This window comes from Amycolatopsis jiangsuensis, assembly GCF_014204865.1.
In the GTDB taxonomy this organism is placed as follows: Bacteria; Actinomycetota; Actinomycetes; order Mycobacteriales; family Pseudonocardiaceae; genus Amycolatopsis; species Amycolatopsis jiangsuensis.
On sequence record NZ_JACHMG010000001.1, the window covers coordinates 4,017,379 to 4,040,650 of the forward strand.

27 protein-coding genes are annotated in these 23,272 nt (G+C 71.3%); 11 read left to right on the forward strand and 16 right to left on the reverse strand.

Annotation, left to right across the window (positions count from 1 at the left end; all coding sequences use genetic code 11):
- Nucleotides 1-62: 62 nt before the first annotated feature.
- The gene (locus BJY18_RS17600) at nt 63-1,259 is read right to left on the reverse strand and encodes an acyl-CoA dehydrogenase family protein (RefSeq protein ID WP_184781010.1); all 1,197 of its coding nucleotides are present in this window, start codon (nt 1,257-1,259) and stop codon (nt 63-65) included.
- 155 nt (nt 1,260-1,414) lie between these two features.
- Here BJY18_RS17600 and BJY18_RS17605 point away from each other — a divergent pair, with 155 nt between their 5' ends.
- Both BJY18_RS17605 and BJY18_RS17610 read left to right on the forward strand, forming a co-directional pair.
- On the forward strand, nt 1,415-1,741 hold the full coding sequence (locus tag BJY18_RS17605; RefSeq protein WP_184781011.1) for a DUF4190 domain-containing protein: 327 nt from the start codon (nt 1,415-1,417) through the stop codon (nt 1,739-1,741).
- A 30-nt stretch (nt 1,742-1,771) separates the two neighbouring features.
- Nucleotides 1,772-2,581 (forward strand): DUF4190 domain-containing protein, encoded by an 810-nt coding sequence (locus BJY18_RS17610; RefSeq protein WP_184781012.1) that lies wholly within the window; start codon nt 1,772-1,774, stop codon nt 2,579-2,581.
- Here BJY18_RS17610 and BJY18_RS17615 read toward each other — a convergent pair.
- Nucleotides 2,566-3,591: a slipin family protein gene (locus BJY18_RS17615; RefSeq protein WP_246458902.1), complete on the reverse strand. Its 1,026-nt coding sequence runs from the start codon at nt 3,589-3,591 to the stop codon at nt 2,566-2,568. The two genes, BJY18_RS17610 and BJY18_RS17615, sit on opposite strands and share 16 nt — an antisense overlap.
- 93 nt (nt 3,592-3,684) lie before the next feature.
- Between BJY18_RS17615 and BJY18_RS17620 the strand changes: the two genes are divergently transcribed.
- From BJY18_RS17620 to BJY18_RS17635, 4 genes are read left to right on the forward strand one after another with little or no spacing between them, the layout of a single operon-like run.
- A complete protein-coding gene (locus tag BJY18_RS17620) occupies nt 3,685-4,584 on the forward strand; it encodes an aminoglycoside phosphotransferase family protein (protein WP_184781013.1) in 900 nt (299 codons plus the stop codon).
- A 60-nt stretch (nt 4,585-4,644) separates the two neighbouring features.
- Nucleotides 4,645-5,961 (forward strand): magnesium transporter MgtE N-terminal domain-containing protein, encoded by a 1,317-nt coding sequence (locus tag BJY18_RS17625; RefSeq protein ID WP_184781014.1) that lies wholly within the window; start codon nt 4,645-4,647, stop codon nt 5,959-5,961.
- The gene (locus BJY18_RS17630) at nt 5,954-6,451 is read left to right on the forward strand and encodes a DUF1003 domain-containing protein (RefSeq protein ID WP_184781015.1); all 498 of its coding nucleotides are present in this window, start codon (nt 5,954-5,956) and stop codon (nt 6,449-6,451) included. Before BJY18_RS17625 ends, BJY18_RS17630 begins: the two co-directional genes overlap by 8 nt.
- Before the next feature lie 37 nt (nt 6,452-6,488).
- Nucleotides 6,489-7,634 (forward strand): Mrp/NBP35 family ATP-binding protein, encoded by a 1,146-nt coding sequence (locus tag BJY18_RS17635; RefSeq protein WP_184781016.1) that lies wholly within the window; start codon nt 6,489-6,491, stop codon nt 7,632-7,634.
- A gap of 58 nt (nt 7,635-7,692) precedes the next feature.
- Here the strand turns inward: BJY18_RS17635 and BJY18_RS17640 are convergent, their stop codons facing one another.
- The 5 genes from BJY18_RS17640 to sigE all read right to left on the reverse strand — a co-directional run bounded on the left by BJY18_RS17640 (nt 7,693) and on the right by sigE (nt 12,263).
- Nucleotides 7,693-8,184, reverse strand: coding sequence for a hypothetical protein (locus tag BJY18_RS17640; protein WP_184781017.1), 492 nt, complete (start codon nt 8,182-8,184; stop codon nt 7,693-7,695).
- Between the two features lie 84 nt (nt 8,185-8,268).
- Nucleotides 8,269-8,685 (reverse strand): Sec-independent protein translocase protein TatB, encoded by a 417-nt coding sequence (tatB, locus tag BJY18_RS17645; RefSeq protein ID WP_184781018.1) that lies wholly within the window; start codon nt 8,683-8,685, stop codon nt 8,269-8,271.
- 100 nt (nt 8,686-8,785) lie between these two features.
- Nucleotides 8,786-10,318, reverse strand: coding sequence for a S1C family serine protease (locus BJY18_RS17650; protein ID WP_184781019.1), 1,533 nt, complete (start codon nt 10,316-10,318; stop codon nt 8,786-8,788).
- 611 nt (nt 10,319-10,929) lie between these two features.
- On the reverse strand, nt 10,930-11,652 hold the full coding sequence (locus tag BJY18_RS17655; RefSeq protein ID WP_184781020.1) for an anti-sigma factor family protein: 723 nt from the start codon (nt 11,650-11,652) through the stop codon (nt 10,930-10,932).
- On the reverse strand, nt 11,649-12,263 hold the full coding sequence (sigE, locus tag BJY18_RS17660) for an RNA polymerase sigma factor SigE (protein ID WP_184781021.1): 615 nt from the start codon (nt 12,261-12,263) through the stop codon (nt 11,649-11,651). The genes BJY18_RS17655 and sigE overlap by 4 nt, the downstream gene beginning before the upstream one ends.
- A gap of 189 nt (nt 12,264-12,452) precedes the next feature.
- On the opposite strand from sigE, the gene BJY18_RS17665 reads away from it, so the two are divergent.
- Nucleotides 12,453-13,106, forward strand: a complete 654-nt coding sequence (locus tag BJY18_RS17665; protein ID WP_312873873.1) for an O-methyltransferase — start codon at nt 12,453-12,455, stop codon at nt 13,104-13,106.
- 6 nt (nt 13,107-13,112) lie between these two features.
- On the opposite strand, the gene BJY18_RS17670 is transcribed toward BJY18_RS17665, so the two are convergent.
- Nucleotides 13,113-14,312, reverse strand: a complete 1,200-nt coding sequence (locus BJY18_RS17670) for an MFS transporter (protein WP_312873874.1) — start codon at nt 14,310-14,312, stop codon at nt 13,113-13,115.
- A 27-nt stretch (nt 14,313-14,339) separates the two neighbouring features.
- Between BJY18_RS17670 and BJY18_RS17675 the strand changes: the two genes are divergently transcribed.
- Nucleotides 14,340-15,284: a LysR family transcriptional regulator gene (locus BJY18_RS17675; RefSeq protein ID WP_221457802.1), complete on the forward strand. Its 945-nt coding sequence runs from the start codon at nt 14,340-14,342 to the stop codon at nt 15,282-15,284.
- Here BJY18_RS17675 and BJY18_RS17680 read toward each other — a convergent pair.
- Complete coding sequence (locus BJY18_RS17680) at nt 15,272-16,693, reverse strand: leucyl aminopeptidase family protein (protein ID WP_184781023.1); 1,422 nt, start codon at nt 16,691-16,693, stop codon at nt 15,272-15,274. The two genes, BJY18_RS17675 and BJY18_RS17680, sit on opposite strands and share 13 nt — an antisense overlap.
- 89 nt (nt 16,694-16,782) lie before the next feature.
- The gene (locus BJY18_RS17685; protein ID WP_091294302.1) at nt 16,783-16,950 is read right to left on the reverse strand and encodes a DUF3117 domain-containing protein; all 168 of its coding nucleotides are present in this window, start codon (nt 16,948-16,950) and stop codon (nt 16,783-16,785) included.
- Nucleotides 16,951-17,149: 199 nt separating this feature from the next.
- On the opposite strand from BJY18_RS17685, the gene BJY18_RS17690 reads away from it, so the two are divergent.
- Entirely contained in the window at nt 17,150-17,944 is a 795-nt protein-coding gene (locus BJY18_RS17690) for an enoyl-CoA hydratase-related protein (protein ID WP_184781024.1), read from the forward strand.
- Nucleotides 17,945-17,986: 42 nt separating this feature from the next.
- On the opposite strand, the gene BJY18_RS17695 is transcribed toward BJY18_RS17690, so the two are convergent.
- From BJY18_RS17695 to BJY18_RS17710, 4 genes are all read right to left on the reverse strand, one after another.
- Entirely contained in the window at nt 17,987-18,550 is a 564-nt protein-coding gene (locus BJY18_RS17695) for a DNA-3-methyladenine glycosylase I (RefSeq protein WP_184781025.1), read from the reverse strand.
- Nucleotides 18,547-19,005: an SRPBCC family protein gene (locus tag BJY18_RS17700; RefSeq protein WP_184781026.1), complete on the reverse strand. Its 459-nt coding sequence runs from the start codon at nt 19,003-19,005 to the stop codon at nt 18,547-18,549. The genes BJY18_RS17695 and BJY18_RS17700 overlap by 4 nt, the downstream gene beginning before the upstream one ends.
- Nucleotides 18,998-19,321, reverse strand: a complete 324-nt coding sequence (locus BJY18_RS17705) for a DivIVA domain-containing protein (RefSeq protein ID WP_184781027.1) — start codon at nt 19,319-19,321, stop codon at nt 18,998-19,000. Before BJY18_RS17705 ends, BJY18_RS17700 begins: the two co-directional genes overlap by 8 nt.
- 67 nt (nt 19,322-19,388) lie before the next feature.
- Complete coding sequence (locus BJY18_RS17710) at nt 19,389-20,297, reverse strand: glucosyl-3-phosphoglycerate synthase (protein WP_184781028.1); 909 nt, start codon at nt 20,295-20,297, stop codon at nt 19,389-19,391.
- Nucleotides 20,298-20,351: 54 nt separating this feature from the next.
- Between BJY18_RS17710 and BJY18_RS17715 the strand changes: the two genes are divergently transcribed.
- Nucleotides 20,352-21,026 (forward strand): lysophospholipid acyltransferase family protein, encoded by a 675-nt coding sequence (locus BJY18_RS17715; protein ID WP_184784680.1) that lies wholly within the window; start codon nt 20,352-20,354, stop codon nt 21,024-21,026.
- A 15-nt stretch (nt 21,027-21,041) separates the two neighbouring features.
- Nucleotides 21,042-21,656, forward strand: a complete 615-nt coding sequence (locus tag BJY18_RS17720; RefSeq protein WP_184781029.1) for a dihydrofolate reductase family protein — start codon at nt 21,042-21,044, stop codon at nt 21,654-21,656.
- Here BJY18_RS17720 and BJY18_RS17725 read toward each other — a convergent pair.
- Together BJY18_RS17725 and BJY18_RS17730 are read right to left on the reverse strand one after the other, a co-directional pair.
- Nucleotides 21,640-22,188, reverse strand: a complete 549-nt coding sequence (locus tag BJY18_RS17725; protein ID WP_184781030.1) for an LOG family protein — start codon at nt 22,186-22,188, stop codon at nt 21,640-21,642. The genes BJY18_RS17720 and BJY18_RS17725 overlap by 17 nt on opposite strands.
- Nucleotides 22,188-22,973, reverse strand: coding sequence for an LOG family protein (locus tag BJY18_RS17730; protein WP_184781031.1), 786 nt, complete (start codon nt 22,971-22,973; stop codon nt 22,188-22,190). Before BJY18_RS17730 ends, BJY18_RS17725 begins: the two co-directional genes overlap by 1 nt.
- Nucleotides 22,974-23,272 lie beyond the last annotated feature (299 nt).

A 23,272-nucleotide genomic window follows, 5' to 3' on the forward strand; every position in this document is an offset into this window, starting at 1 on the left:
CGGGGGCTCCATCTTGTCAAGAACCGGCGAACCGTGCGAATCCCCTGCCGAGCGGGCCCCGATCAGGACTGCGACCTGTACTCCCGCAGCAGGCCACGGCTGATGATGGTTTTCTGGATTTCGCTGGTGCCCTCGCCGATGAGCAGGAACGGCGCCTCACGCATGAGCCGTTCGATCTCGTACTCCTTGGAGTAGCCGTATCCGCCGTGGATGCGGAAGGACTCCTGGGTGACCTCGGCGCAGTACTCGCTCGCGATGAGCTTGGCCATGCCCGCCTCGACGTCGTTGCGCGCACCGGAATCCTTGAGCCGGGCGGCGTTGACCATCATGAGGTGCGCGGCCTCCACCTTGGTGGCCATCTCGGCGAGCTTGAACGCGATCACCTGGTGCTGCGCGATCGGTTTGCCGAACGTGCTGCGCTGCTGGGCGTAGGCCACCGCGAGCTCGAACGCGCGGATCGCGATCCCGCACGCGCGGGCGGCGACGTTGACCCGGCCGACCTCGACGCCGTCCATCATGAACGAGAAGCCCTTGCCCGGCGCCCCGCCGAGCACCTGGTCCGCCCCGATGCGGAAGCCGTCGAACACCGCCTCGGTGGTGTCCACGCCCTTGTAGCCCATCTTGTCGAGCTTGCCGGGAATCCTCAGCCCCGGGGCGACCTCGCCGAACCCGGCCGGCTTCTCGACCAGGAACGTGGTCAGGTTCTGATGCGCCTTGTCCGCGCCTTCGTCGGTCTTGACCAGCAGAGCGATGAGGTTCGACGAACCGCCGTTGGTCAGCCACATCTTCGCGCCGTCGATCACGTAGGCATCGCCGTCCCGGCGGGCGCGGGTCTTGATCGCCGCCACGTCCGAGCCCAGGTCCGGCTCCGACATGGAGAAGCTGCCGCGGACCTCGCCGGTGGCCATCCGGGGCAGGAAGTGCTGCTTCTGCTCGTCCGTGCCATGCCGGGAAATCATGTGCGCCACGATGAAGTGCGTGTTGATCACGCCGGAAACGCTCATCCAGCCCCGCGCGATCTCCTCCACCACCAGCGCGTAGGTGAGCAGCGATTCGCCCAGCCCGCCGTACTCCTCCGGGATGGTGAGCCCGAACAGGCCCATGTCCTTCATGCCCTCGACGATCTCCGCCGGGTACTCGTCGGCGTGCTCGAGTTCCTGGGCGTGCGGAATGATCTCCTTGTCCACGAAGGACCGCACCGTGCTGAGGATTTCCTGCTGAACGTCGGTGAGACCGGCGGTCTGGGCGAGACGGGCCATTCTCGGACTCCCTTCGGCGGGAACGCCGGCTCCCGGCGCTGGGTTACCGGCGAGTATGACGGGTCCCGGGACGTACTGCTATGAGGGTGCTCACGCCCCGGGCGTATTTCGCCGGTTAGGGTGCGATTCCACCCCCGCCGACCCGGGAGACCACGATGCACGAGGGCGACGACGGCCGCGAGGGCTGGGAATCCCCGGCCTTCGAGCACCAGCCGTATCCGCCGCAGGGCCCACCACCCGGTCCGGGGCTCGCGATCGCGTCACTGGTGTGCTCGATCGCCGGGTTCGTGGTCTGCGCGCCGCTCGCGATCGCCGGGATCGTGATGGGGCACGTCGCGCACTCCCGGGCCCGCCGCGGCCGCGCGCCCGCAGGCGCGGTGGCGGTCGCCGGCTTCGTCGTCGGCTATGGCGCACTCCTCGTGTGGGGGATCATGATTCCGTTGATCGTGCAAGCGCTCGTGAAGTCCGGGGCCTTCGGCTGAGGCCCGCCCACCCGTACCCGAGGAACCCCGATGACCAACCCGTCCGATCGCGAAGAGCCTCCCGCGACCGCCGACCCGACCGGCTCCGAACCACCTGCGACCGCCGAACCGGCGCCGTTCGATTCCCCCGTCACGGGCGAGCCGCCTGCCGGTGCTGCCGGGCCGTCCACTTCGGAATCCGGCGGGACTCCCGCGCCGCCGCCCGGCTGGAGCGCCTCGGGCAGCACGAACGCGGCCTCGCCGGAGTCCGGGTTCCCCGCGCCGGGCAGCGACCCGACCGGATACCACGTACCCGGCGTCGACCCCAGCGGCATGACCACCTACGGCAGCACCGGCGCCGGGCAGTATCCGCCCTACGGCCAGCCCGGGCAGGTGGGGCAGCCGGGTCAGTCAGCGCAGCCCGGCCAGCCGGGGCAGCTCAGCCAGCCGGGGCAATCCAGCGCACCGGGCCAGTTCAGCCAGCCGGTGCCTGCGCAGCCGGGCTACCCGACCGCTGATCCGTACGCTCCGCCGGCCGCGCAGTATCCGGGCTATCCGCAGCCGTACGGGCAGGCGCAGCCCTACGGGCAGCCGTATCCGCCGTACGGGCCGCCGCCGGAACAGAACGGGCTCGCCATCGGGGCGCTGATCTGTTCGCTGCTCGGGATAGTGACCTGTGTGAGCACCATCCCCGGCCTCGTCATGGGGCACCTCGCGCTGGCCAAGTACCAGCGTGGCGAGGCGGGCGGCCGGGGCATGGCGATCGCCGCGATCGTGGTCGGCTACGTGATCGTGGCGCTGTACGTCGGGTTCGTGGTCACCATCACGATCCTCGGCGTCAACGGCTACCTGGACAGCTGATCCGCATCGCCGGACACCGGACCAGACTGCGAGTCCGCCCGGGTATCCGGCTCACCGGACAACGAACCCGGCAGCGCATCCGACAGCGAACCCGGCCGCGCGCCCGGCCGTGCCTCCGACAACAAGCCCGGCCCTGCGTCCGGCAACGAACCCGATTGCACGTCCGGCTGCGAGTCCGCCTGCGGACCCGGTTCGCCGGGCAGCGGATCGCTCTCCGGCCGGGGACGTGGCGGGCCCTCGGCCGCCGGCGCGGTCGGCTCCGAGGTCTTCGCGTCGAGGAAGCGCAGCAGTTCCACCGGGAACGGCAGCACGAGCGTCGAGTTCTTCTCCGCGGACACCTGCACCACCGTCTCCAGCAGACGCAGCTGCAGTGCCGCCGGCGTCGACTCCATCGCCGCGGCGGCCTGGGCCAGCTTGTGCGAGGCCTGCAGTTCGCCGTCCGCGGAGATCACCCGGGCACGGCGTTCGCGTTCGGCCTCGGCCTGGCGTGACATCGACCGCTTCATCGACTCCGGCAGTGCGACGTCCTTGATCTCCACCCGGTCGATGTGAATGCCCCAGTCCAGCGCCGGACTGTCGATCATCAGCTCCAAGCCCTCGTTGAGCCGCTCCCGGTTGGACAACAGATCATCGAGGTCGCTCTTGCCGATGATGGACCGCAGCGAGGTCTGCGCGACCTGGCCGATCGCGGCGGTGTAGTCCTGCACGTGGACCGCCGCGAGCACCGGGTCGACCACCTTGAAGTACACCACCGCGTCGACCCGTACCGTGACGTTGTCGCGGGTGATGCCGTCCTGCCCGGGCACGGGCATGGTGACGACCTGCATGTTCACCTTCTGCATCCGGTCGACGACCGGAACCAGCAGGGTGAGCCCCGGCCCGCGCACCTGCGGCCGGACCCGGCCGAACCGGAACACGAGGCCCTTTTCGAACTGCTTCACCACACGTACCGCGGACGCGAGCCACAGCCCGCCCGCGACGACCACTGCGCTGGCGATCTCGACGATCATGACAGCTCCCGGGTTCGCGGAACCCCTGCTCACTCACTGTACGCGCGCACCACGGCCGGCGAAACGGGTTGCACGCCCGGCCAGGATGGGTTCGTGCCCCCGCTGCGGATCCCGCCTGCCTTCGCCGCCCGCGCGCCTCGCGTACTGGGCCCGGGATCCGGGCCGTGGCTGACCGGGCTGCCCGCGCTCGCCGCACGGTACGCGCGCGAGTGGGGGCTTGAGTTCGAGGATACCGCGCGGCACGGCTTCACCGGCGTCGTACAGCCCGCGCGACGGACTGACGGCACCCGGGTGATGCTCAAACTCGGGTGGCCCCACGAGGAGTCCCGTGACGAACCGCTTGCACTGTCCACATGGGCCGGTCGTGGTTCCGTGCTGCTGCTGGCATCCGCGGCCGACGACGGGGTGCTACTGCTGGAGCGGCTGGACGATTCCCGCACCCTGCAGGACGAACCGCTGTTGCCCGCGGTCGAGGTGATGAGCGGGCTCGCCCGACGGCTCGCGGTGCCCGCGCCCGCGTCGCTCACCCGTTCGGTGGCCGCCGAGGCCGAGCGACTGCGGGCCGAGCTCCCCCGGTCGTGGCAGGAACTGGACCGGCCGCTGCCCCGCCGGGACCTGGACGCGGCACTCGAGGTCTGCCGCGACCTCGGTCCGGAATCCGGATCCACGCTGGTCAACGAGGACCTGCACTACGAGAACGTGCTGGCGGGCGAACGTGCACCATGGCTGGTGATCGACCCCAAGCCGATTGCCGGAGACCTGGAGTACGGCGTGTTCTCCTTGTTGTGGAACCGGTTCAGTGAGTCCACAGTGGAGTCAAAGCTCGCCGCGACCGGACTGGACGCGGACCGGGCACGGGCCTGGACGCTGGTGCGCTCGGTGCAGAACCGGCTGTGGTTCGCCGAGGACCTGCGGGACACCGGGAGTCTCGGCAGCGAGGGGCCGTCCGCCGCGCACCTGCCCGCGTTGACCCGCTGGGCCATGCGGACCTGAGCGGCGGAACGCCGGAAACGTCCCGAGCGCGGCCGCCTGCCAGCCGATAGTGTCGGCCCCATGGCAGGTGTGAACCGGGTCTTCGCAGCTCAGCTGACAGGTCTGCCGGTGTTCGGCCCCGATGGCGAGTCCATCGGCAAGGTCCGCGACGTGGTCGCCGGGCTCCGGCTGGACCAGCAGCCGCCGCGGGTGCTCGGGCTGGTCGTCGAACTGGCCACCCGGCGCCGGGTGTTCGTGCCCATGCTCCGGGTCACCTCGATCGAACCGAACGCGGTGACGCTGGCCACCGGTTCGGTGAACATGCGGCATTTCACCCAGCGCCCCAACGAGGTCCTGGTGTGCGGCCAGCTGCTCGACGCGCACGCGATGCGCAGCGACGGCAGCACCCGGCTGACGGTCACCGACGCCGCGATGGAGCCCACCCGTACCCGCGACTGGGTGCTGGCGAAGCTCGCCGTGCGGGAACGGTCCACGCGGCTGGCATTGGGCAGGCGCCGGGCCGCCACGCAGGTCCTGCCCTGGAACGAGGTGGCCGGACTCGGCCTGACCGACCTCGCCGGCCATCCTCAGGGCGCCGGGCAGCTGCTGATGCTGTTCGACACCATGCGAGCGGTCGACGTCGCGGCCACCGTGCGTGATCTGCCGCTCAAGCGCCGGCACGAGGTGGCCGACGAGATGGACGACGAACGGCTCGCCGACGTCATCGAGGAGCTGCCCGAGGACGACCAGAAGGAGCTGCTCGGCTACCTGCCCGAGGAGCGGGCCGCGGACGTGCTCGAGGCGATGAACCCGGACGACGCCGCCGACCTGCTGGCCGAACTGGCCCCGGCCGAGCAGAACCGGTTGCTGGAGCTGATGGAGCCGGAGGAGTCGGCCCCGGTCAAGCGGCTGCTGGCGTACTCCTCGGACACCGCGGGCGGGTTGATGACGCCGGAGCCGGTGGTGCTCGCCCCGGACGCCACCATCGCCGAGGCGCTGGCGCACATCCGCAACGCGGAGCTGCCCGCCGCGCTCGCGACCGTGGTCTTCGTGTGCCGGCCGCCCAGCGCGACGCCCACCGGCCGGTTCGTCGGCGTCGTGCACTTCCAGCGGCTGCTGCGCGAACCGCCTGCCGAGCTGGTCGCCTCCGCGGTGGACACCGACCTCACCGCGCTCCGCCCGGAGGCGCCGCTGGCGGAGGTCACCCGCTACTTCGCCGCCTACAACCTCGCCTGCGGGCCGGTGGTCGACGCCGAGGACCACCTGCTGGGCGCGGTCACCGTGGACGACGTCCTCGACCACCTGCTGCCCGACGACTGGCGGGAGACCGGACTGCACGATTTCGGCCTCGACCCGGCCGACTCCCCCGCCGAACCCGAGGAGGCCGACCGTGCCTGAACCGTCCTCCGGCCGCAGGCTCGACCAGCCGCGCAGCCAGGCCCGGCTGCGGCTGAACATCGATCCGGACACCTTCGGCCGGTTCACCGAGCGGATCGCGCGGTTCCTCGGCACCGGCAAATACCTGTTCTGGCAGACGCTGATCGTGGTCGTCTGGATCGTGCTGAACCTCACCGCGCTGTCGCTGCGCTGGGACCCGTACCCGTTCATCCTGCTCAACCTGGCCTTCTCCACGCAGGCCGCGTACGCCGCGCCGCTGATCCTGCTGGCGCAGAACCGCCAGGACGACCGCGACCGCGTTTCGCTGGAAGAGGACCGTGCGCGGGCCACGCAGACCAAGGCCGACACCGAGTACCTGGCACGCGAGCTGGCCGCGTTGCGGCTGGCGATCGGCGAGGTCGCCACCCGCGACTACCTCCGCAGCGAACTGGACCGGCTGCGGGACGACCTCGACGTGGAGACGAAGCCGCGCAAGACCAAGCAGGCGTGAAAACACCCGCCGCGTACCGGTACGTAACATGGGTTGCGTGACTGGTACACAGCAGCTCCCCAGCGTCGACGACGTCCGCACCGCGCTGAAGGACGTGTACGACCCGGAGATCAAGAAACCGATCACCGACCTCGGCATGGTCAAGGACGTGGCGGTCGACGACGACGGTGTGGTCACCGTCGGCATCTACCTCACCGTGGCGGGCTGCCCGCTCAAGGCGACGCTGACCCAGGACACCACCAAGGCCGTCGAGAAGCTCCCCGGCGTCGCCGACGTCCGGGTCGAGCTGGACGTGATGAGCGACGAGCAGCGCACCGAACTGCGCAAATCACTGCGCGGGGACGCGGCGGAGCCGGTGATCCCGTTCGCGCAGCCGGGTTCGATGACCCGGGTGTACTGCGTGGCCTCGGGCAAGGGCGGAGTCGGCAAGTCGTCGGTCACGGTGAACCTCGCGGTCGCGATGGCCGAGCGCGGGCTGTCGGTCGGCGTGGTCGACGCGGACATCTACGGGCACTCGGTCCCGCGCATGCTGGGCGCGCGCGAGAAGCCGACCAAGGTCGACACGATGATCATGCCGCCGCAGGCACATGGCGTGAAGGTGATCTCTATCGGCATGTTCACCCCGGGCAACGCACCGGTGGTGTGGCGCGGCCCGATGCTGCACCGCGCGCTGCAGCAGTTCCTCGCCGACGTGTTCTGGGGCGACCTGGACATCCTGCTGCTGGACCTGCCGCCGGGCACCGGCGACATCGCGATCTCGGTGGCGCAGCTGATCCCGAACGCGGAGATCCTGGTCGTCACCACCCCGCAGCAGGCGGCCGCCGAGGTCGCCGAGCGCGCGGGCGCGATCGCCCTGCAGACCCGCCAGCGGGTGGCCGGCGTGATCGAGAACATGTCCTGGCTGGAGACGCCCTCGGGTGAGCGGATGGAGGTGTTCGGCAGCGGCGGCGGCCAGACCGTGGCCGATTCGCTGTCGAAGTCGGTGGGCTCGCAGGTGCCGCTGCTGGGTCAGGTCCCGCTCGACCCGCGCCTGCGCGAACAGGGCGACGAGGGCACCCCGCTGGTGCTGGCCGAACCCGAAGCGCCCGCCTCGCAGGTACTCAGGGACGCGGCCAAGCAGCTGTCCGTCCGCGCCCGCGGCCTGGCGGGAATGATGCTGAACGTGAGCCCCGCCGGCCGCTGACCGGCGCTGTGAAGGCCTCCTTCATTTCTGGAGGAGGCCTTCACGGCACTTACGGCGGTCAGACCGCGTGCACAGTGGTCAGCAGGGTGTTCGACTCGCGCAGCGTCACGCGAGTGTCACCGGGCTTGGTCACTGTCCAGTCGATTCCCTCGGGCTCGTCGGGGTCCACGTCCGCGGACTTGTCCGGCATGCCCTGCACGTCGATGTTCTGCGACTTGTCCGACGTCACCTCGACCTTGACCCGATCGCCCACCTGCGCGTCGACCGCACCGGCGGGCGGGGTGACCTTGCCACCGGCGTACTTCACCGTGATCAGCACGTCCACGCCGGCCTCGCCGGTCTCCGCGCCGCGCTTGACGTTGGCCGGCTGCCCGGCGGCGCTGCTCGCGGGCGCGCTCGAAGCGGACGAGGACGACGGCGCGACCGGCCCGGGCACCGAGGTGTGGGTGGCGGGCGGCTCGGTGCTCGGCTCGTCGTCGGCGTTGCACCCGGCAGCCAGCAGGGCCGCCGCCGCGATCGTTCCGGCCAGCGCAGCACCGCGACGAGACATGTCAGGAACCTCCAGGATCGTTGAGCTGATCCCCCGAGGCTACCCAGTCTGATCAGGGCTCTATCACCAGGCCGGATCGCCCGCTCAGGTGGCGTCCGGGTCCACCGGCGGGCGTTCGCCGGGCTTCAGCGGCTCCGGCTGCGGCACGCTGCTCTGCGGTTTGACCGCGCCGGCCGACCCGTTGCTGCCGTTCGATCCGTTGCCATTCACCGAGTTCAGGCCCAGCGGGTCCGAATCGCCGTCGAACAGGTGCTGCGTGACCACCCGTTTCGGGTCGAAGTTGCGCAGCCCGCGCAGATCCTCCAGCGGCTTGCGCAGCTGGTCGAACTCCGGGCCCATCTCCTCGCGCAGCTGCTCGCGCGCGCCGGTGGCGAACTCGCGAACCTTGCGGACGCTCTTGGCCATCCAGGCCGCCGCCTCGGGCAGCCGTTCGGGGCCGAGGATGAAGAGACCGGCGATGATGAGGACGAGGATCTCGCCCCAGCCGATGCTGTCGAACACCCGTGAACCTCCGCTCGGTGCTGGCCCGCTCAGGATACTCGCGCCCGGCCGGGGTCCGGCAGGCCCGATGGTGCTCGGGCAGCCGAAGTCCCGGTGAACCTCAGTCGGTGCCCAGGGTCACGTCCACGACCAGCAGCGCGCCGCCGCGGGCCAGCTGCACCGGAACGACCTCGCCCGGCTCGTGGTTGCGCACGGCCACGGTCAGCTCGGCCGAATCGCGGACCAGCCGGTCACCGACCTTCGTGATCACGTCGCCCTCCTTGATCCCGGCGCCCGCGGCCGGTCCGTTCGGGACGACGTTCTGCACCTGCGCGCCCATGCTCGTGGACCCGGCCACCGACGCCGCATTGATCCCGATGTCGGCGTGCGTGACCTTGCCGCTGCGGATCAGCTCCTCGGCGATCTTGATCGCGTAGTCGCTGGGGATGGCGAACCCGATGCCGATACTGCCGCCGTCCGCGCTGGACGAGCGGATCGCGGAGTTGATGCCGACCAGCGCGCCGGTGGAGTCGACGAGCGCGCCGCCGGAGTTGCCGTGGTTGATCGCCGCGTCGGTCTGGATGGCCTCGTAGGTGACCGGGGGCGCGCCGTTGTCGCCGCCCGCGGTGACCGGCCGGTCGAGTGCGCTGACGATGCCGGAGGTGATCGAGTTCTGCAGCGCCAGCGGCGAACCGACCGCGATCACCGAATCGCCGACCTGCAGGTCGGCTGATTTGCCGATCTGCATGACCACCGGGTTGGTCACGGTGACCTTCACGACCGCGAGGTCGGTTTTCTGGTCCGCACCGACGAGCTTGGCCTCGGTGCGGGTGCCGTCGTTGAAGATCGCGGTGATCTTGACCGAGGAATCGCCGGCCGCGGAGGAGACCACGTGCTCGTTGGTGAGGACGTAACCCTGCGGGTCGATGACCACCCCGGAACCCTGTTCGCCGTTTTCCGCGCCGGGTTTGACGACCTCGAGCGACACCACCGCGGGCGACACCCGGCGGGCGATGTCGGCCAGCGAGCCGGGTGGACGTTCCTTGGCCGCTTCCGCCTCGGAGATCGTGGCGCTGCCGGTCAGCTCGGATCCGGTGTCGGCGATCCACCAGGCGGCCAGCCCGCCGATCGCGCCGACCAGCAGCGCGACCACCCCGAGCAGCGCGAGTGCCCTCGGCTTGACCCGGCGGCCGAACAGCACCTCGGGCAGGCTGAGCAGCGCCCCGGAGGGTCGGGTCTCGGATGCGGACCCGGACTCCTCACCGGCCACCGCGGGCCCGGCCAGCACGGCCCCCGCGGCGGGGTCCCGCCACGGATCGCGCTGGTCGGTCCACAGCGGTTCCTCCGGCGCGGGTGGCTCCCCGGTGGCTTCGAGCGGCCGCTGCAGCACCACGTCCTCGGCCCCCGGCGGACGGCGGAACGCCTCGGCCAGCGACTCGGGTGGCGGCGGGGCCAGCTCGAAACCACGGCCACCACCGTTGCCGTTCGGCGGCGGGGTGTAGAGCTTGTCGAACGCGCCCTCGACCCCCCGCGGCCTGCCGAAGACGGCGGTCTGCGCCGGATCGACCGCGGGCCGCTCGAGCGGCCGCGGCTCCAGCCGGTCCGCGCCCACGGCACCGGGCTGGGCAGAGTTCGCGTTCGGCTGGTCGGTCATCATTCCCCGGGGCTGCGTTCAGTGGCTGGGCCTCGACGATACCCAAGGCTGCAGAACCCGAGTGTGCCCACCGGACGGTGAAGTGGCTGTTTCCTGCCTGGGCTGGTCTGGGTAGCGGACGAACGCAGGGCTGCGGGACAGACGGCAGAGGCAGACGGCGGAAGCCGGTGCGGCGGCAGAGGGCAGGATGCGGGTCAGACGGCAGGGCGGTACGGGTGTCAGGGCACTGCGGGCGGCAGCAGTCTCCTGCCCGAGCCGACACGACGAGACCCGCCAACTGGGTGCCGCAGTTCTCGCGGCGGTGGGCGAGTTCCTCGACCGCACAGAGCATCGCGCTCGGCAGCCGGGCTACTCCACGGCGTCTGCGGCGGGCGGCCTGGGGCTACAGCGCGGACTCCCTGTTCGTTCAGACGCCAGCCGGGCGAAGCGACCAGATTTCCCGCACGGTCGTTGCAGCCGTGCCAGTCGCTTGCCCCAGCCGAGACGGCAGCGACCCTCGTACTGGCCCGACGTAGCAGCGGCAATCACCCATGACGGGCCCTGGCGGCGGCACTCCCTCCTGGCCGCGGGAACCAGCGATCCCTCCCCGCCCCGAGACAGCGGGCTGCGGTTCAGTGAGCCGGGACCGGCTGCACCCGATCGTCCACCGGGCGTACCGGGGGTGCCGGACTCGGCGGTGCCGGCGAGCCGGTCGGCTGGGTGGGCAGACTCGGCTGGGCGGGCTGGCTCGGCTGGGGGCGGGAGACACCCATGTGGGCGGGCAGCAGGTTCGCGTTCGGCTGCGGGGCCGGGCCCGGGTCGGAGCCGTCACCACTGTCGGCGGCCGTGCCGACGAGGGCCAGCGCGCTCAGCACCAGACCCGACACGACCACGCCCGCTCCCTGTGCCGCGCGTTTGCGGCTGAAGGCGAACCGACCGCCGCCCAGCACGTTCGCCGACTGGCCGAGCGGCGCGGTTGTTCCCAACGGCGCCGCACCTCCCAGCACGCCGTCACGCAGGCCGGAGTCACGCAGACCGGCGACCCGGTCCGGACGCTGGATCGCGACGAGCTGACCGTCGGCCGTGACCGCCAGGTTGTCCGGTGCGCCGGGCAGGTCGGTGTGTTCCGGGATGGAGCTCAGCCTGGCCAGGAAACCGGCCGACATCATCGGGTCGCCCGCCTGCTTCACCGCCGCGCCCGCCTGCCGCTGCGCTGCGACCTCGGCGACACAGCCGGGGCAGCACGCGAGGTGCGCGGCGGCCCGGTCCCGCGCGCCCGCGGTCAGTTCGCCATCGACGAACGCGACCACCACATCGGGCAGCAAATGGGATTCACGAAGGCCCCAGCCGGTCATACGGACACCTTCACAGACTCTTCCCGCTCCGCGCGACGACGCTCCAGCGAAGCCCGCAGCGCCGAGCGCCCGCGGTGGATCCGGCTGCGCACCGTGCCCAGTTTCACACCCAGGGTGGCGCCGATCTCCTCGTACGACAGCCCTTCGACGTCGCACAGCACAACCGCGGCGCGGAACTCCGGCGGCAGCTCGTCGAGCGCGGCGTCGAGGTCCGGGTCCAGGTGCGTGTCGCTGTAGTGCTGCTCCGGGCTCGGGTCGTCGCCGACGATCCGGTCGGTGTCCTCGGGCAGCCCTTCCATCCGCACGCGCTGGCGGCGGCGGGCCATGTCGAGGAACAGGTTGGTGGTGATCCGGTGCAGCCAGCCCTCGAAGGTGCCCGGCTTGTAGGACGCCAGCGAGCGGAAGACCCGGATGAAGGTCTCCTGCGTGAGGTCCTCGGCGTCGTGTGTGTTGCCGGTCAGGCGGTAGGCCAGCCGGTAGACCCGGTCGGCGTGCTCGCGCACGACCTGGTCCCACGACGGCGGCGTCCAGGCCGCCTCGGCGGGCTCCACGGCCACCGTCTCGGCGACCGGTGTCTCGGCGTTCTGCATCGGGGGAGCAGGCACCTCCATCTGCGTAACTCCTCTTCTGCTCAGCCAACGCGGATCGGGCGCACGGTGTTCCCGTGCGGTCTGGATCCAGTCTGTCCGGTCTTCCCGTGGTTCTGGTGAGACGGGACTGAGAGCAGCCTGAGAAGTTGTTCCGACGGCTTACCAGGGAGCCTTCGCGGTTTTGTCGACACCCAGCGCTAACCTTCGCGCGTGAGTTCCGGGACGCGTGCGGCGTCGGAGGCCGACCCGATGAGTGCCGAGTACATCGACGGGTACCTGCCCGACGACGATGTGCTGGCCGCGGCACGCGGGCGCGCGGCCGAGCTGGGCTGCTCCCCGCTCGCTCCCGGGGCGGGCACCACGCTGCGGTTCCTCGCCGCGACGCTGGGCGCGCGGGCGGTCGTGGAGGTCGGGACCGGTTCCGGGGTGAGCGGGCTGTGTCTGCTGCGCGGGATGGCCGGCGACGGCGTGCTGACCTCGATCGACGTCGAGCCGGAGCACCAGCGCGCGGCCCGGCGCACGTTCCTCGAGGCCGGCTACCCGCCGGGACGGATGCGGCTCATCGTCGGCCGCGCGCTCGACGTGCTGCCGCGGCTCACCCCGGGCGGCTACGACCTGGTGTTCGTGGACGCCGCCCGGATCGAGTACCCCGGCTACTACGAGCAGGGGGTGGCGCTGCTGCGCCGGGGCGGGATCATCGCTTTCCACAACGTGCTGGCCGGCGGCCGGATGGTCGACCCGTCGCGGCGGGACCCGGAAACCCTCGCCCTGCGTGAGGTGGCCCGGGCCATCCGCGAGGACGAACGCCTGGTCCCGGCCCTGCTCCCGGTCGGCGGCGGGCTGCTCGTCGCGGCGCTGGGCTGACGCCGCTCACGACGGGGCGAGCTGGCGTTCAGCGCGGGCGGCTGTGCCGACCGCGATCGCCGCACCGGCCAGCGCGAGCCACACCACCACGGCTGCGATCAGCCACGTCCAGCCGGTGCGGCCGTAGATGACGCTGCCGACCGCCCCGCCGACGCTGCTGCCGAGGTAGTACATCAGCGTGTAGAGGCCACCGACCTGGCCGCGCGCGTTCTCCGGGGCCTCGGCGGCGGCCCAGCCGTTCGCGATCGAGTGCGCGGCGAAGAACGCGGCCGTCAGCACCACGAAGCCGAGCACGATCAACGGCAGCGCATCGGAAATCGTCAACACGCCACCGATCGCCATCGCCAGCAGTACGCCGAGGATCGCCCGCCGTCGTCCGACGCGAGCGGCGAGCCGGCCCGCGGTGGCCGAGGAGACCGACCCGAGTGCGTAGGCGAGGAACACCAGCGACGCGACCGCGGGCGTGAGGTTCAACGGCGCACCGGTGAGCCGGAAACCCGCCGCGTTGTACAGCGCGACGAAGGAGCCCATACCCAGCAACGCGACCGCGTACTGGGCAAGAAGCACCGGCTGGCGCACGGCGGCGAGCAACCCCGCGCCGACGTCCCGGAGGGTCTGCCGCTCGCCTCCCGGCCCGCCGTCCGACCGCGGCAGCGCGACCACCGTCACCACGGCACAGACCGCCGAGACACCGGCGACCACGTACAGCGCCCCGCGCCAGCCGAGTGGACCGGCGGTGAACCCGGTGGCCAGGCGTCCGGTCATGCCGCCGATGGAGTTGCCCGCGATCATCGCGCCGACCGCCGCGGCGACCCCGGCTCTGCCCAGCCGTTCCGCGAGGTACGCCGTGGCGACTCCGGGGAATCCGGCGATCGCGACCCCCTGCACCGCGCGGAGCACGAGCAGCAGCGAGTAGTCCGGCATGAGCGGCAACAGCAGTCCGAGCACCGTGGAAAGCACCACGGACGCGAGAATCACCGGCCGCCGTCCGACCACTTCGGACAGTGCCGCGATGGGCAGCACGGAGATGGCGAGGGCGCCAGTGGCCACGCTCACCGCGAGCGAGGCGCTCCCCGGGTCGAGGTGGTACTGCGCGGCGAGCTGCGGCAGCACCGGCTGCGGCGCGTAGAGCAGGGCGAACGAGGTGAAACCGGCGGCGGCCACGGCGACCTTGACGCGGCGGGCAGGACGGACGGAGATGGTCACCGAATCGAAAGTAAGCCGTGCTAAACAATGCGTCCAATACGTCTGTGGCCGATAATTCATGCTGTGGTGGATGAAAGACTGACTGCGCAGCTCGCCCCGCATCTGCTGTTGCTCGCCACGCTTCGGGAGACCGGGAACGTCACCCGCACAGCGGAGCTGCTGGGGGTGCCGCAGCCGACGGTCAGCCGGCGGCTGGCCGCGTTGAGCCGTTCACTCGGTGCTCCGCTGACCGTGCCGGACGGCAGGGGCGTGCGGCTGACCCGGGCCGCCGAACTGCTCGCCGAAGCCGCGGAGCGGGCGCTGACCGCGGTCGATGCCGGTGCCCGGCTGGCCCGCGAGGAGATCGAACCGGCGAGCGGCCGGATCGTGCTGGGGTTCCTGCACCTGCTCGGCCGTGCCCTCGTACCGGAGCTGCTGCGCGGCTACCGCGCGCACGCGCCCGGCGCCCGGTTCACCCTCGTCCAGGGCTCCCGGCAGGACATGCTGGACCGGCTGACCGCGGGCGAGCTGGACCTGGCGCTGCTCGCCCCGCTGCCGGAGGACGAACGGCTGGAGTCCGTCGCGCTCGACGAGCAGCCGATCGTGCTTTCGGTCCCCGCGGGACACCGTCTGGCCGGCCGACGCACCGTGCGGGTGGCGGAGCTGGCGGACGAGCCGTTCGTGCTCCTGGAACCGGGCTACGGCCTCCGCCGCATCACCGACGACCTGTGCGCCGCCGCCGGTTTCACGCCGAAAGTCGCGTTCGAAGGCCAGGAGTCGGACACCGTACGCGGCCTCGTCGCGGCCGGGCTGGGAGTCGCACTACTGCCACTGTTCGAACCCGGCACCCCCGCCGGAGTCACCGAAATCACCCTCACCCCACCAGCCAGCCGCACCATCGGCCTCGCCTGGCGCACCGGCGAACCACAACCACCCGCCGTCCACAACTTCCGCAACCACGTCCTCGCCAGCCGCCGGGATCACCCGGCGTAGGAAGCCGCCAGCTCCACCAGCGTTCGCGCCGCGAATCCCGATGCGCCGGGGACCACGTCGTCGTATGCCTTGTCCGCACGGGCCGGGCCGGCGATGTCCAGGTGGGCCCACGGCAGGCCCTCGGTGAACTCCCGCAGGAACAGCGCCGCCATGATGCCGCCCGGGCCGCCGGGTGCCTGGCGCACATCACCGAGCGTGCCTTCCACACCGCTCGCGTAGTCCTCCACCAGCGGCATCCGCCACCACGCCTCGCCGACACGGGCACCGGCCTCGACGACGCGTTTCGCGATCGCGTCCTCGGTCGCGAAGACGCCTCCGGTGCGCAGTCCGAGGGAAACCTTCATCGCGCCGGTCAGGGTGGCCACGTCGACCACCAGGTCCGGCTTGAAACGTTCGATGCCGTACGCCAGCGCGTCGGCCATCACCATCCGGCCTTCGGCGTCGGTGTTGCCGACCTCGGTGGTCCGGCCGCCGTAGTGCCGCACGATGTCGCCCGGCCGGTACGAACCGCCGGACACGTGGTTCTCCGCCGCCGGGACCAGCGCGGTCACCCGCACGGGCAGGCCGAGCTCGGCGATCGCGCGCACCGCGCCGAGCACGGCCGCCCCGCCCGCCATGTCGGTGCGCATCAGGTGCATTCCGTCGTTCGGCTTCAGCGACAGGCCACCGGTGTCGAACGTGATGCCCTTGCCCACGAGCAACAGGTGCTGCGCCGCGCTACGCGGGCGGTAGTCGAGTTCGATCAGCCGCGGCGGCGAGGCGGAGCCGCCGCCGACCGCCAGTACGCCGCCGAACCCGTTCTCCGCCAGCCACTTCTCGTCCCGCACGGTCACCCGTACCGGCTCCCCGACGACCTTGGCCGCGGTGTTCGCCAGCCACGCCGGGTTCTTCACATTCGACGGGGCGTTCGCCAGGTCCCGGGTGAACGCGGCGGCCGCGGCCAGCGTCCGCACCCGCGCCACCTCGCGGGCGAACTCCGCCGCCGGACCGTCCCCGGCGATCAGCCGCACCGCCGGCACCGGCGGCTTCGGCTCGCTCGCGGTGACCACGAAGCGGTAGCCGCCCAGCGACAAACCGGTCGCCAGCTCGCCGACCTGCGCCGCGGTGACGCTCTCGGGCAGCGTCACCTGCACTGTCCGGATCGGACTCTCCGCCGCCGCGTCGCGCAGCGAGCGCGCCAGCGCCGCACCGGCGCGGCGGAAGTCCTTCGGCTCGCCTTCCCCGATTCCCGCGACCCAGCGCGGTGAATCCCCGTCTTCGGCGAGCTCGCGCACCTCACCGGCACGCACCGCCTCTTCACCCTCGGCGGGCGCCGCGGCCAGCGTGGCTCGCGGGATCCCTCGCCGGGCCGCGGCGACGACCTCGATCTCGGGCAGTTTCGTGGGGACGGCTGGTAGTGGATTACGCACAGCGAGCTACCTTCGGGCGCAGACGAACCGCGACCCCGGCCTCCAGCGGAGACCGGGGTGCACATCGGACAGAGTGGATGGAGCCGGAATCAGCCGGTGACCTCCTGCAATGCCACGCCGAGGTCCTTCGCTTCCTCCGCGGACAGTTCGACGACCAACCGGCCGCCACCCTCCAGTGGCACCCGCATCACGAGGCCCCGCCCCTCCTTGGTCACTTCGAGGGGACCATCTCCGGTCCGGGGCTTCATGGCCGCCATAGCGTGCTCCCTCCGTCTCAACCGGCGCGCCCGGGTCGCGCACTCCCATGCCAGCCGGGTCCAGGACTCCATTGTCCCTCATCAGCGGCCGGGCGCGAACGCGGACCGATCATTTGCGGACGCATCCGTGCTGGTATGCCGCCCGGCGGGGGTGAAAGACTCGGCGGCGGACCGACTCACCGCCCGCAGAGGAGCACCAGTGACCACATCCGAAGTCCTGCTGTCCGCCGACGCCGACGGCGTGCGCACGCTGACCCTGAACCGGCCGCAGGCGTACAACTCGCTGACCGTCGAGCTCAAGGAGCGGCTGCTGGCCGAGCTGCGCGCCGCCGCCGAGGACGCCGGCGTGCGTGCGGTCGTGCTCACCGGCACCGGCAAGGCGTTCTGCGCCGGGCAGGACCTGAAGGAGCACGTGGGGCTGCTGCAGGCGAACGACCCGGCGCCGCTGAACACGGTCAGCGAGCACTACAACCCGATGGTCCGGGCGATCATCGGCATGCCGAAGCCGGTGATCGCGGCCGTGAACGGCACCGCGGCCGGGGCGGGCGCGGCGCTCGCCTACGCCTGCGACCTGAGGATCGCGGCCGAGTCCTCGTCGTTCCTGATGGCGTTCGCGAACGTCGGTCTCGGACCGGACTCCGGTGCGTCGTGGACGTTGCAGCGGCTGATCGGTCTCGGCCGCGCCTCCGAGCTGATGCTGCTCGGGCGCAAGGTCGACTCCGCGGAGGCGCTGCGCATCGGGATCGTCGGCGAGGTCGTGCCGGACGAGGAGCTGACCGCACGCGTACAGGCCGCGGCCACGAAGCTGGCGGCCGGCCCGACCGTGGCCTACTCGAAGATCAAGCACGTGCTTGCCGTGGCCGCGCAGTCCTCTCTGGACGAAGCGCTGGAGGCGGAGGACGCCGCGCAGGGCGCGCTCGGCAAGACCGCCGACCACGGCGAAGCCGTGGAAGCCTTTGTCACCAAGCGCAAGCCGGACTTCCAGGGCAAGTGAGACCTCGTGAGTGCTGACGCCGGTTAGAACCGGCTTCAGCACTCACGAGGCGCGGAAGCAGTCCCGGAGGTGGTCGTCGACCATGCCGGTCGCCTGCATGAGCGCGTAACAGGTGGTCGGGCCGAGAAAGGCGAAGCCGCGCTTCTTCAGGTCCTTCGCCATCGCCTTCGACTCGTCGGTCACCGCGGGCACGTCGGCGAGCGTGCGCGGACGCCGGTGCTTCTTCGGGGCGAACGACCACAGCAGCTCGTCGAGCGGACGGTCGAGGTCGGCGATGGCACGGGCGTTGTTCACCGCCGCCTCGATCTTCGCGCGGTTGCGCACGATCGACGCGTCCTGCATCAGCCGAGCCACGTCGGCCTCGCCGAACCGGGCCACCTTCGCCGGCACGAAGCCATGGAACGCCTTCCGGAAGTTCTCCCGCTTGCGCAGGATGGTGATCCAGGACAGCCCGGACTGGAACGATTCGAGGCACAGCCGCTCGTACAGCTCCGGCTCACCGTGCAGCGGGAAGCCCCACTCCTCGTCGTGGTAGGCCGCGTAGTCCGGCGCCGAGTTGCCCCACGGGCAGCGCGCCACCCCGTCGTCGCCGAGCAGGTCGGTCACTGCTGGTCCCCCATCGAATAGTTTTCCGCGAACCGCGCGAACTGCCGCAGCGACTGCCGTACGCCGAGCGCGAACGCCGGGCGCACCACCGGCCAGCCTGCCCGGCCGACGACTCCGAACGGCAGGCTCAGATGTTCCGCCCAGACCAGCGTGCAGTCCCCCGCGCCCTTCGCGACCACCTGGAAGGTACCGGTGCCGCGCACGATCCGGCCGAGGTGGCGCACGGTGCACCGCAGCGGCGGCTCCCACGAGGTGATCTCCATGGTGTCGGTGAAACCGACCCCGGCAATCCCGGTGAACGCGGAGAGCCGGGAGCCCACGCTGCGCCCGTTGCCCTCGGTCACGCGCACCGACGTGCCGAGCATCCATTCGCCCTGGCGGTTCCAGTCGGTGAGCGCGAGCCAGGTCGTACCGGCGGGTGCCGCGACGTCGACCGACAGGACCAGGTCACTCACCCGCGGGCCCCCGGTGCGCGCCGCCGGCCTTCGCCGCCTCCAGCCGGGCGACGTGCGCGCGCAGCTCGTCCAGCTCCCCGCCCAGCCGGCGCAGCACCCAGTCCACTTCGGACATCTTGTAGCCACGCAGCACGAGCTGGAACCGCACCTGCCGCACGTCGTCGCCGTGGATGTCCTCGGCGGGCAGCCGGGTGGGCGAACTGCCCGGCGGCAGCGGGGCGAGTTCCTCGCCGCGGCCGAACACCACCGCGGCCAGCAGGAACACGACGGCGGCCACCAGCAGCATGACTACGAGGTAGATCAGCGCGGTCGTCACCTCCCGATCGTGGCACACCGGTGCGCGCACCGTCGCGTGAGCACGCCCGGGTCCACTTCGGACGTGCTCAGCTCCCGGCGCGCCCGGCCAGCACCTCCCGCATCGGCGGCCGTCCGGCCAGCGGCACCTCGGTCACGTCCGGCAGCCATTCCCCGGACACCGGCACGAACTGGGTGAACCGGTCCGTTTCGCCGGCCGGCATCCCGGAGCGCTCCAGCGCCGCGGCGAGGATCTGGCGGGACATCACGCCCAGTTGCAGCAGCGACCGGTTGCGGTGCTTGCGCACGCCGAGGTTGACCTGGGCGAGCGCGTCCAGTCCGTAGCGGGCCTCGGCGTCCATCAGCAGGCCGATCTCCACGCCGTACCCGCCGGCGAACGGCACCGTTTCGAGGAATTCGCGGGTGCCCGCGTACTCGCCGCCCAGCGGTTGCACCAGTTCGGCCAGCGCCGGGCGCAACGCGGACAGCACCGGACGGGCCAGCAGCTCGGTCACCCGGCCGCCGCCGGTGCTCTCCAGCCGCAGCGGACGGCGGTAGAAGCCCTTCACCAGGTGCACACCCGTCTCGGTGAGCATCGGCCCGAGCAGCGCGGGCACGAACGACGGGTCCGGGTCGACCAGGTCGGAGTCGAGGAACACGAGCACGTCGCCGGTGGTCGCGGCCAGCGAACGCCACAGCACCTCACCTTTGCCCGGACGCGGCGGCACCTCCGGCAACACGTCCTCGCGCCGCACCACCCGCGCTCCCGCGGCGGCGGCCACCTCGGCGGTCGCGTCGGTGGAGCCGGAGTCGACCACGACCAGTTCGTCCACCACGGTGCCGAGCAGCGGCCGCACCGAGGCGACCACTTCGGCAACGGTCTGCTCCTCGTTCAACGCCGGCAACACCACCGACACCGTGCGGCCCCGCTTCGCCGCCAGGATGGCCGCGGTGCTCCACCCGGGCTCCTGCCAGGTGCGCCGCTCGAACCAGCTCATGGCGGCGATCGTGCCATGCTGGAGTCGGTGCCCGGTCCACCGGAGGGAGAACTCTTGCTGTCCCTGCTCGTCCGCTTCGTGCTCGGCCCGCTCGTCCGCGTGCTCTACCGGCCGCGGGTCGAGGGGGTGGAGAACGTGCCGGGACACGGTCCGGTGCTCCTGGCCGCCAACCACCGGGCGGCGCTGGACACCGGTGTGATCACCTTCACCACCCCGCGCAAGGTGCGTTTCCTCGGCAAGGCCGAGTACTTCACCGGCAAGGGCCTCAAGGGCCGGTTCATCGCCCGCTCACTCGACGCGCTCGGGTACGTGCCGGTGGAACGCGGCAACGCGCAGGCCGGGCTGGCCGCGCTGGAAGCCGGCCGCAAGGTGCTCGAGGACGGCGGCGTCTTCGCGATCTACCCGGAGGGCACGCGCTCTCTCGACGGCCGCCTGCACCGCGGGCACACCGGCGTCGCGGCGCTCGCGCTGTCCACCGGCGCGAAGGTGGTCCCGGTCGCGCTCTTCGGCACCGAAGGCCTGCAGCCGGACGGCGCCCGGATCCCGCGGCCGGCGAAGATCCGGGTGCGTTTCGGTGCTCCGCTGGACTTCTCCCGTTACGAGGGCATGGAGTCGGCGTCGGCGATCCGCCGTTCGGTCACCGACGAGATCATGTACGCGATCCTCGAGCTGTCCGGCCAGGAGTACGTGGACAGCTATCACAAGAGACCGGACGACAAGTCCGCCTGAACCGAGGAGAAACCCGTGGGCGCGGTCATCCTGCACAGTGTGGTGTCGGTGGACGGCTTCATCGCGGACGAGCACGACGACGTCGGGCCGTTGCACGAGTGGTACTTCGGCGGGGACACCCCGATCCGGCCGGCCCGTGACGAGCGGCAGTACGACCATTCCGGCGCCGGAAGCGACTTCCGGGTGTCGAGCGCCTCGGCCGGGTACGTGCGGGAGATGTGGGCCTCCCTCGGCGCGATCGTCCTGGGCCGCAGCCTGTTCGACCTGGTGAACGGCTGGGAAGGCCAGCCGCCCGCCGGGGACCACCTGGTCGTGGTGTCACACCGGCCCAAGCCCGAAGGCTGGCATCCGGAGGCGTCCTGCCACTTCGTCGGCGAGGTGCCCGCGGCGATCGCCAAGGCGCGAGAGCTCGCCGGGGAACGCGCGGTCGCGGTGAACGCCGGCCAGGTGGGCGGCCAGGTTCTCGCGGCCGGGCTCGTCGACGAAGTGGCGATGGACGTGGTGCCCGTGGTGTTCGGCACGGGCAAGCGCTACTTCGGTGCCCTCGAAGGCCGGCAGCTGCTGGCCGATCCGCATGTGGTCATCCAGGGCGAGGGCGTGCTGCACCTGCGGTTCAAGGTGCGGCGCTGATCCCGGTGAGCTTGTCCACCAGTTTCGCCGCGTCAGCCTCCACGGTCAGCAGGGCGCGGGTGTCCTGGCGCAGGAAGCCTTCGGTGACCATGTGGTCGGCGAAGGACACCAGCTGCGCGTAGTACCCGCCGACGTCCAGCAATCCGATCGGCTTGCTGTGCAGCCCGAGCTGGGCCCAGGTCCACACCTCGAACAGCTCCTCCAGCGTGCCCGCACCGCCGGGCAGCGCGACGAACGCGTCGGACAGTGCGGCCATCTTCGCCTTGCGCTGGTGCATGTCGGCCACCACGTGCAGTTCGGTGAGGCCGCCGTGCGCGATTTCCACGCTGGAAAGCACTTCCGGGATCACGCCCTGTACTTCGCCGCCCGCGGCCAGCGCCGCGTCGGCCACCACTCCCATGGTGCCCACGCTCGCGCCGCCGTAGACCAGCCCGATCCCGCGCTGCGCCAGCAGCTTGCCGACTCCGGCGGCGGCTTCGGCGTACTCCGGGGAGAACCCGGTGGACGAGCCGCAGAACACACAGATCCGCATCAGTGCGTGTCCTCCCAGGCCTGGTAGGACTCCTGAACCACGCGTACCGCGTCGTCGATGTCGTCGGTCAGGTGCAGCAGCTCCAGGTCCTTCTCGCCGATCTTGCCGCCGTCGAGCACCGATTTGGCGATCCAGTCGTAGAGCCCGCCCCAGTACTCGGTGCCGAAGAGCACCACGGGGAACTTGGTGACCTTCTTCGTCTGCACGAGGGTGAGCGCCTCGAACAGCTCGTCCAGCGTGCCGAACCCGCCGGGCAGGCAGATGAAGGCCTGCGAGTACTTGATGAACATGGTCTTGCGGGCGAAGAAGTAGCGGAAGTTCACCCCGAGGTCGACCCACGGGTTCAGGCCCTGTTCGAACGGCAGCTCGATACCCAGCCCGATGGAGAAGCCACCGGCCTCGGCCGCGCCGCGGTTCACCGCCTCCATCGCACCCGGCCCACCACCGGTGATCACCGCGAACCCGGCCGAGGCGAGCGATCCGCCGAGCTTGCGGCCCAGCTCGTACTCCGGGTTGTCCCGCTTCGTACGCGCGGACCCGAACACGGTCACCGCCCGCGGCACTTCGGCCAGCGCGCCGAAGCCCTCCACGAACTCGGCCTGGATGCGCAGCACCCGCCACGGGTCGGTGTGCACCCAGTCGCTCGGCCCCCGCGAGTCGAGCAGCCGCTGGTCGGTGGTGCTGCCCTGGTCACGCCGGTCGCGCCGGAGCACGACCGGGCCCTTGTGCCGTTCCACCGGACGCTCGGGGTACTGGCCGTCGGGGAACTCAGACTGTTCGCTCACCAGCCAAGCCTACGGGCCGGAGTGACCACCGGGCCGCGCGCGTCGGCACCACAGCGTGACGAGTCGGTGACCCGGAAGTGAACGTCCGGACCGGACCACCGGTATGCCTACGAACGGCCGGTTCCCGGCGATTCCCTACGAAAGTCGGCCATTCCCGGCAGCGGTGAGGAATTCGCTGCTGTGCATGGGTTTTCCGGTACCTGATCACCACGCGGGCAGCGCGCGCTGGGCCGTTCGGCGCATTGACCGGCCCCGTGACCACCCCTTTACTCACGGTGTCCGCGGGCTTGATCACCCCG

Coding starts and splice junctions, on each gene's coding strand:
- BJY18_RS17600 (WP_184781010.1), bottom strand. CDS start 1,259: ATGGCCCGTCTCGCCCAGACCGCCGGTCTCACCGACGTTCAGCAGGAA.
- BJY18_RS17605 (WP_184781011.1), top strand. CDS start 1,415: ATGCACGAGGGCGACGACGGCCGCGAGGGCTGGGAATCCCCGGCCTTC.
- BJY18_RS17610 (WP_184781012.1), top strand. CDS start 1,772: ATGACCAACCCGTCCGATCGCGAAGAGCCTCCCGCGACCGCCGACCCG.
- BJY18_RS17615 (WP_246458902.1), bottom strand. CDS start 3,591: ATGATCGTCGAGATCGCCAGCGCAGTGGTCGTCGCGGGCGGGCTGTGG.
- BJY18_RS17625 (WP_184781014.1), top strand. CDS start 4,645: ATGGCAGGTGTGAACCGGGTCTTCGCAGCTCAGCTGACAGGTCTGCCG.
- BJY18_RS17640 (WP_184781017.1), bottom strand. CDS start 8,184: ATGTCTCGTCGCGGTGCTGCGCTGGCCGGAACGATCGCGGCGGCGGCC.
- BJY18_RS17650 (WP_184781019.1), bottom strand. CDS start 10,318: ATGACCGACCAGCCGAACGCGAACTCTGCCCAGCCCGGTGCCGTGGGC.
- BJY18_RS17655 (WP_184781020.1), bottom strand. CDS start 11,652: ATGACCGGCTGGGGCCTTCGTGAATCCCATTTGCTGCCCGATGTGGTG.
- sigE (WP_184781021.1), bottom strand. CDS start 12,263: ATGGAGGTGCCTGCTCCCCCGATGCAGAACGCCGAGACACCGGTCGCC.
- BJY18_RS17675 (WP_221457802.1), top strand. CDS start 14,340: ATGCGTCCAATACGTCTGTGGCCGATAATTCATGCTGTGGTGGATGAA.
- BJY18_RS17685 (WP_091294302.1), bottom strand. CDS start 16,950: ATGGCGGCCATGAAGCCCCGGACCGGAGATGGTCCCCTCGAAGTGACC.
- BJY18_RS17710 (WP_184781028.1), bottom strand. CDS start 20,297: ATGAGCTGGTTCGAGCGGCGCACCTGGCAGGAGCCCGGGTGGAGCACC.
- BJY18_RS17725 (WP_184781030.1), bottom strand. CDS start 22,188: ATGCGGATCTGTGTGTTCTGCGGCTCGTCCACCGGGTTCTCCCCGGAG.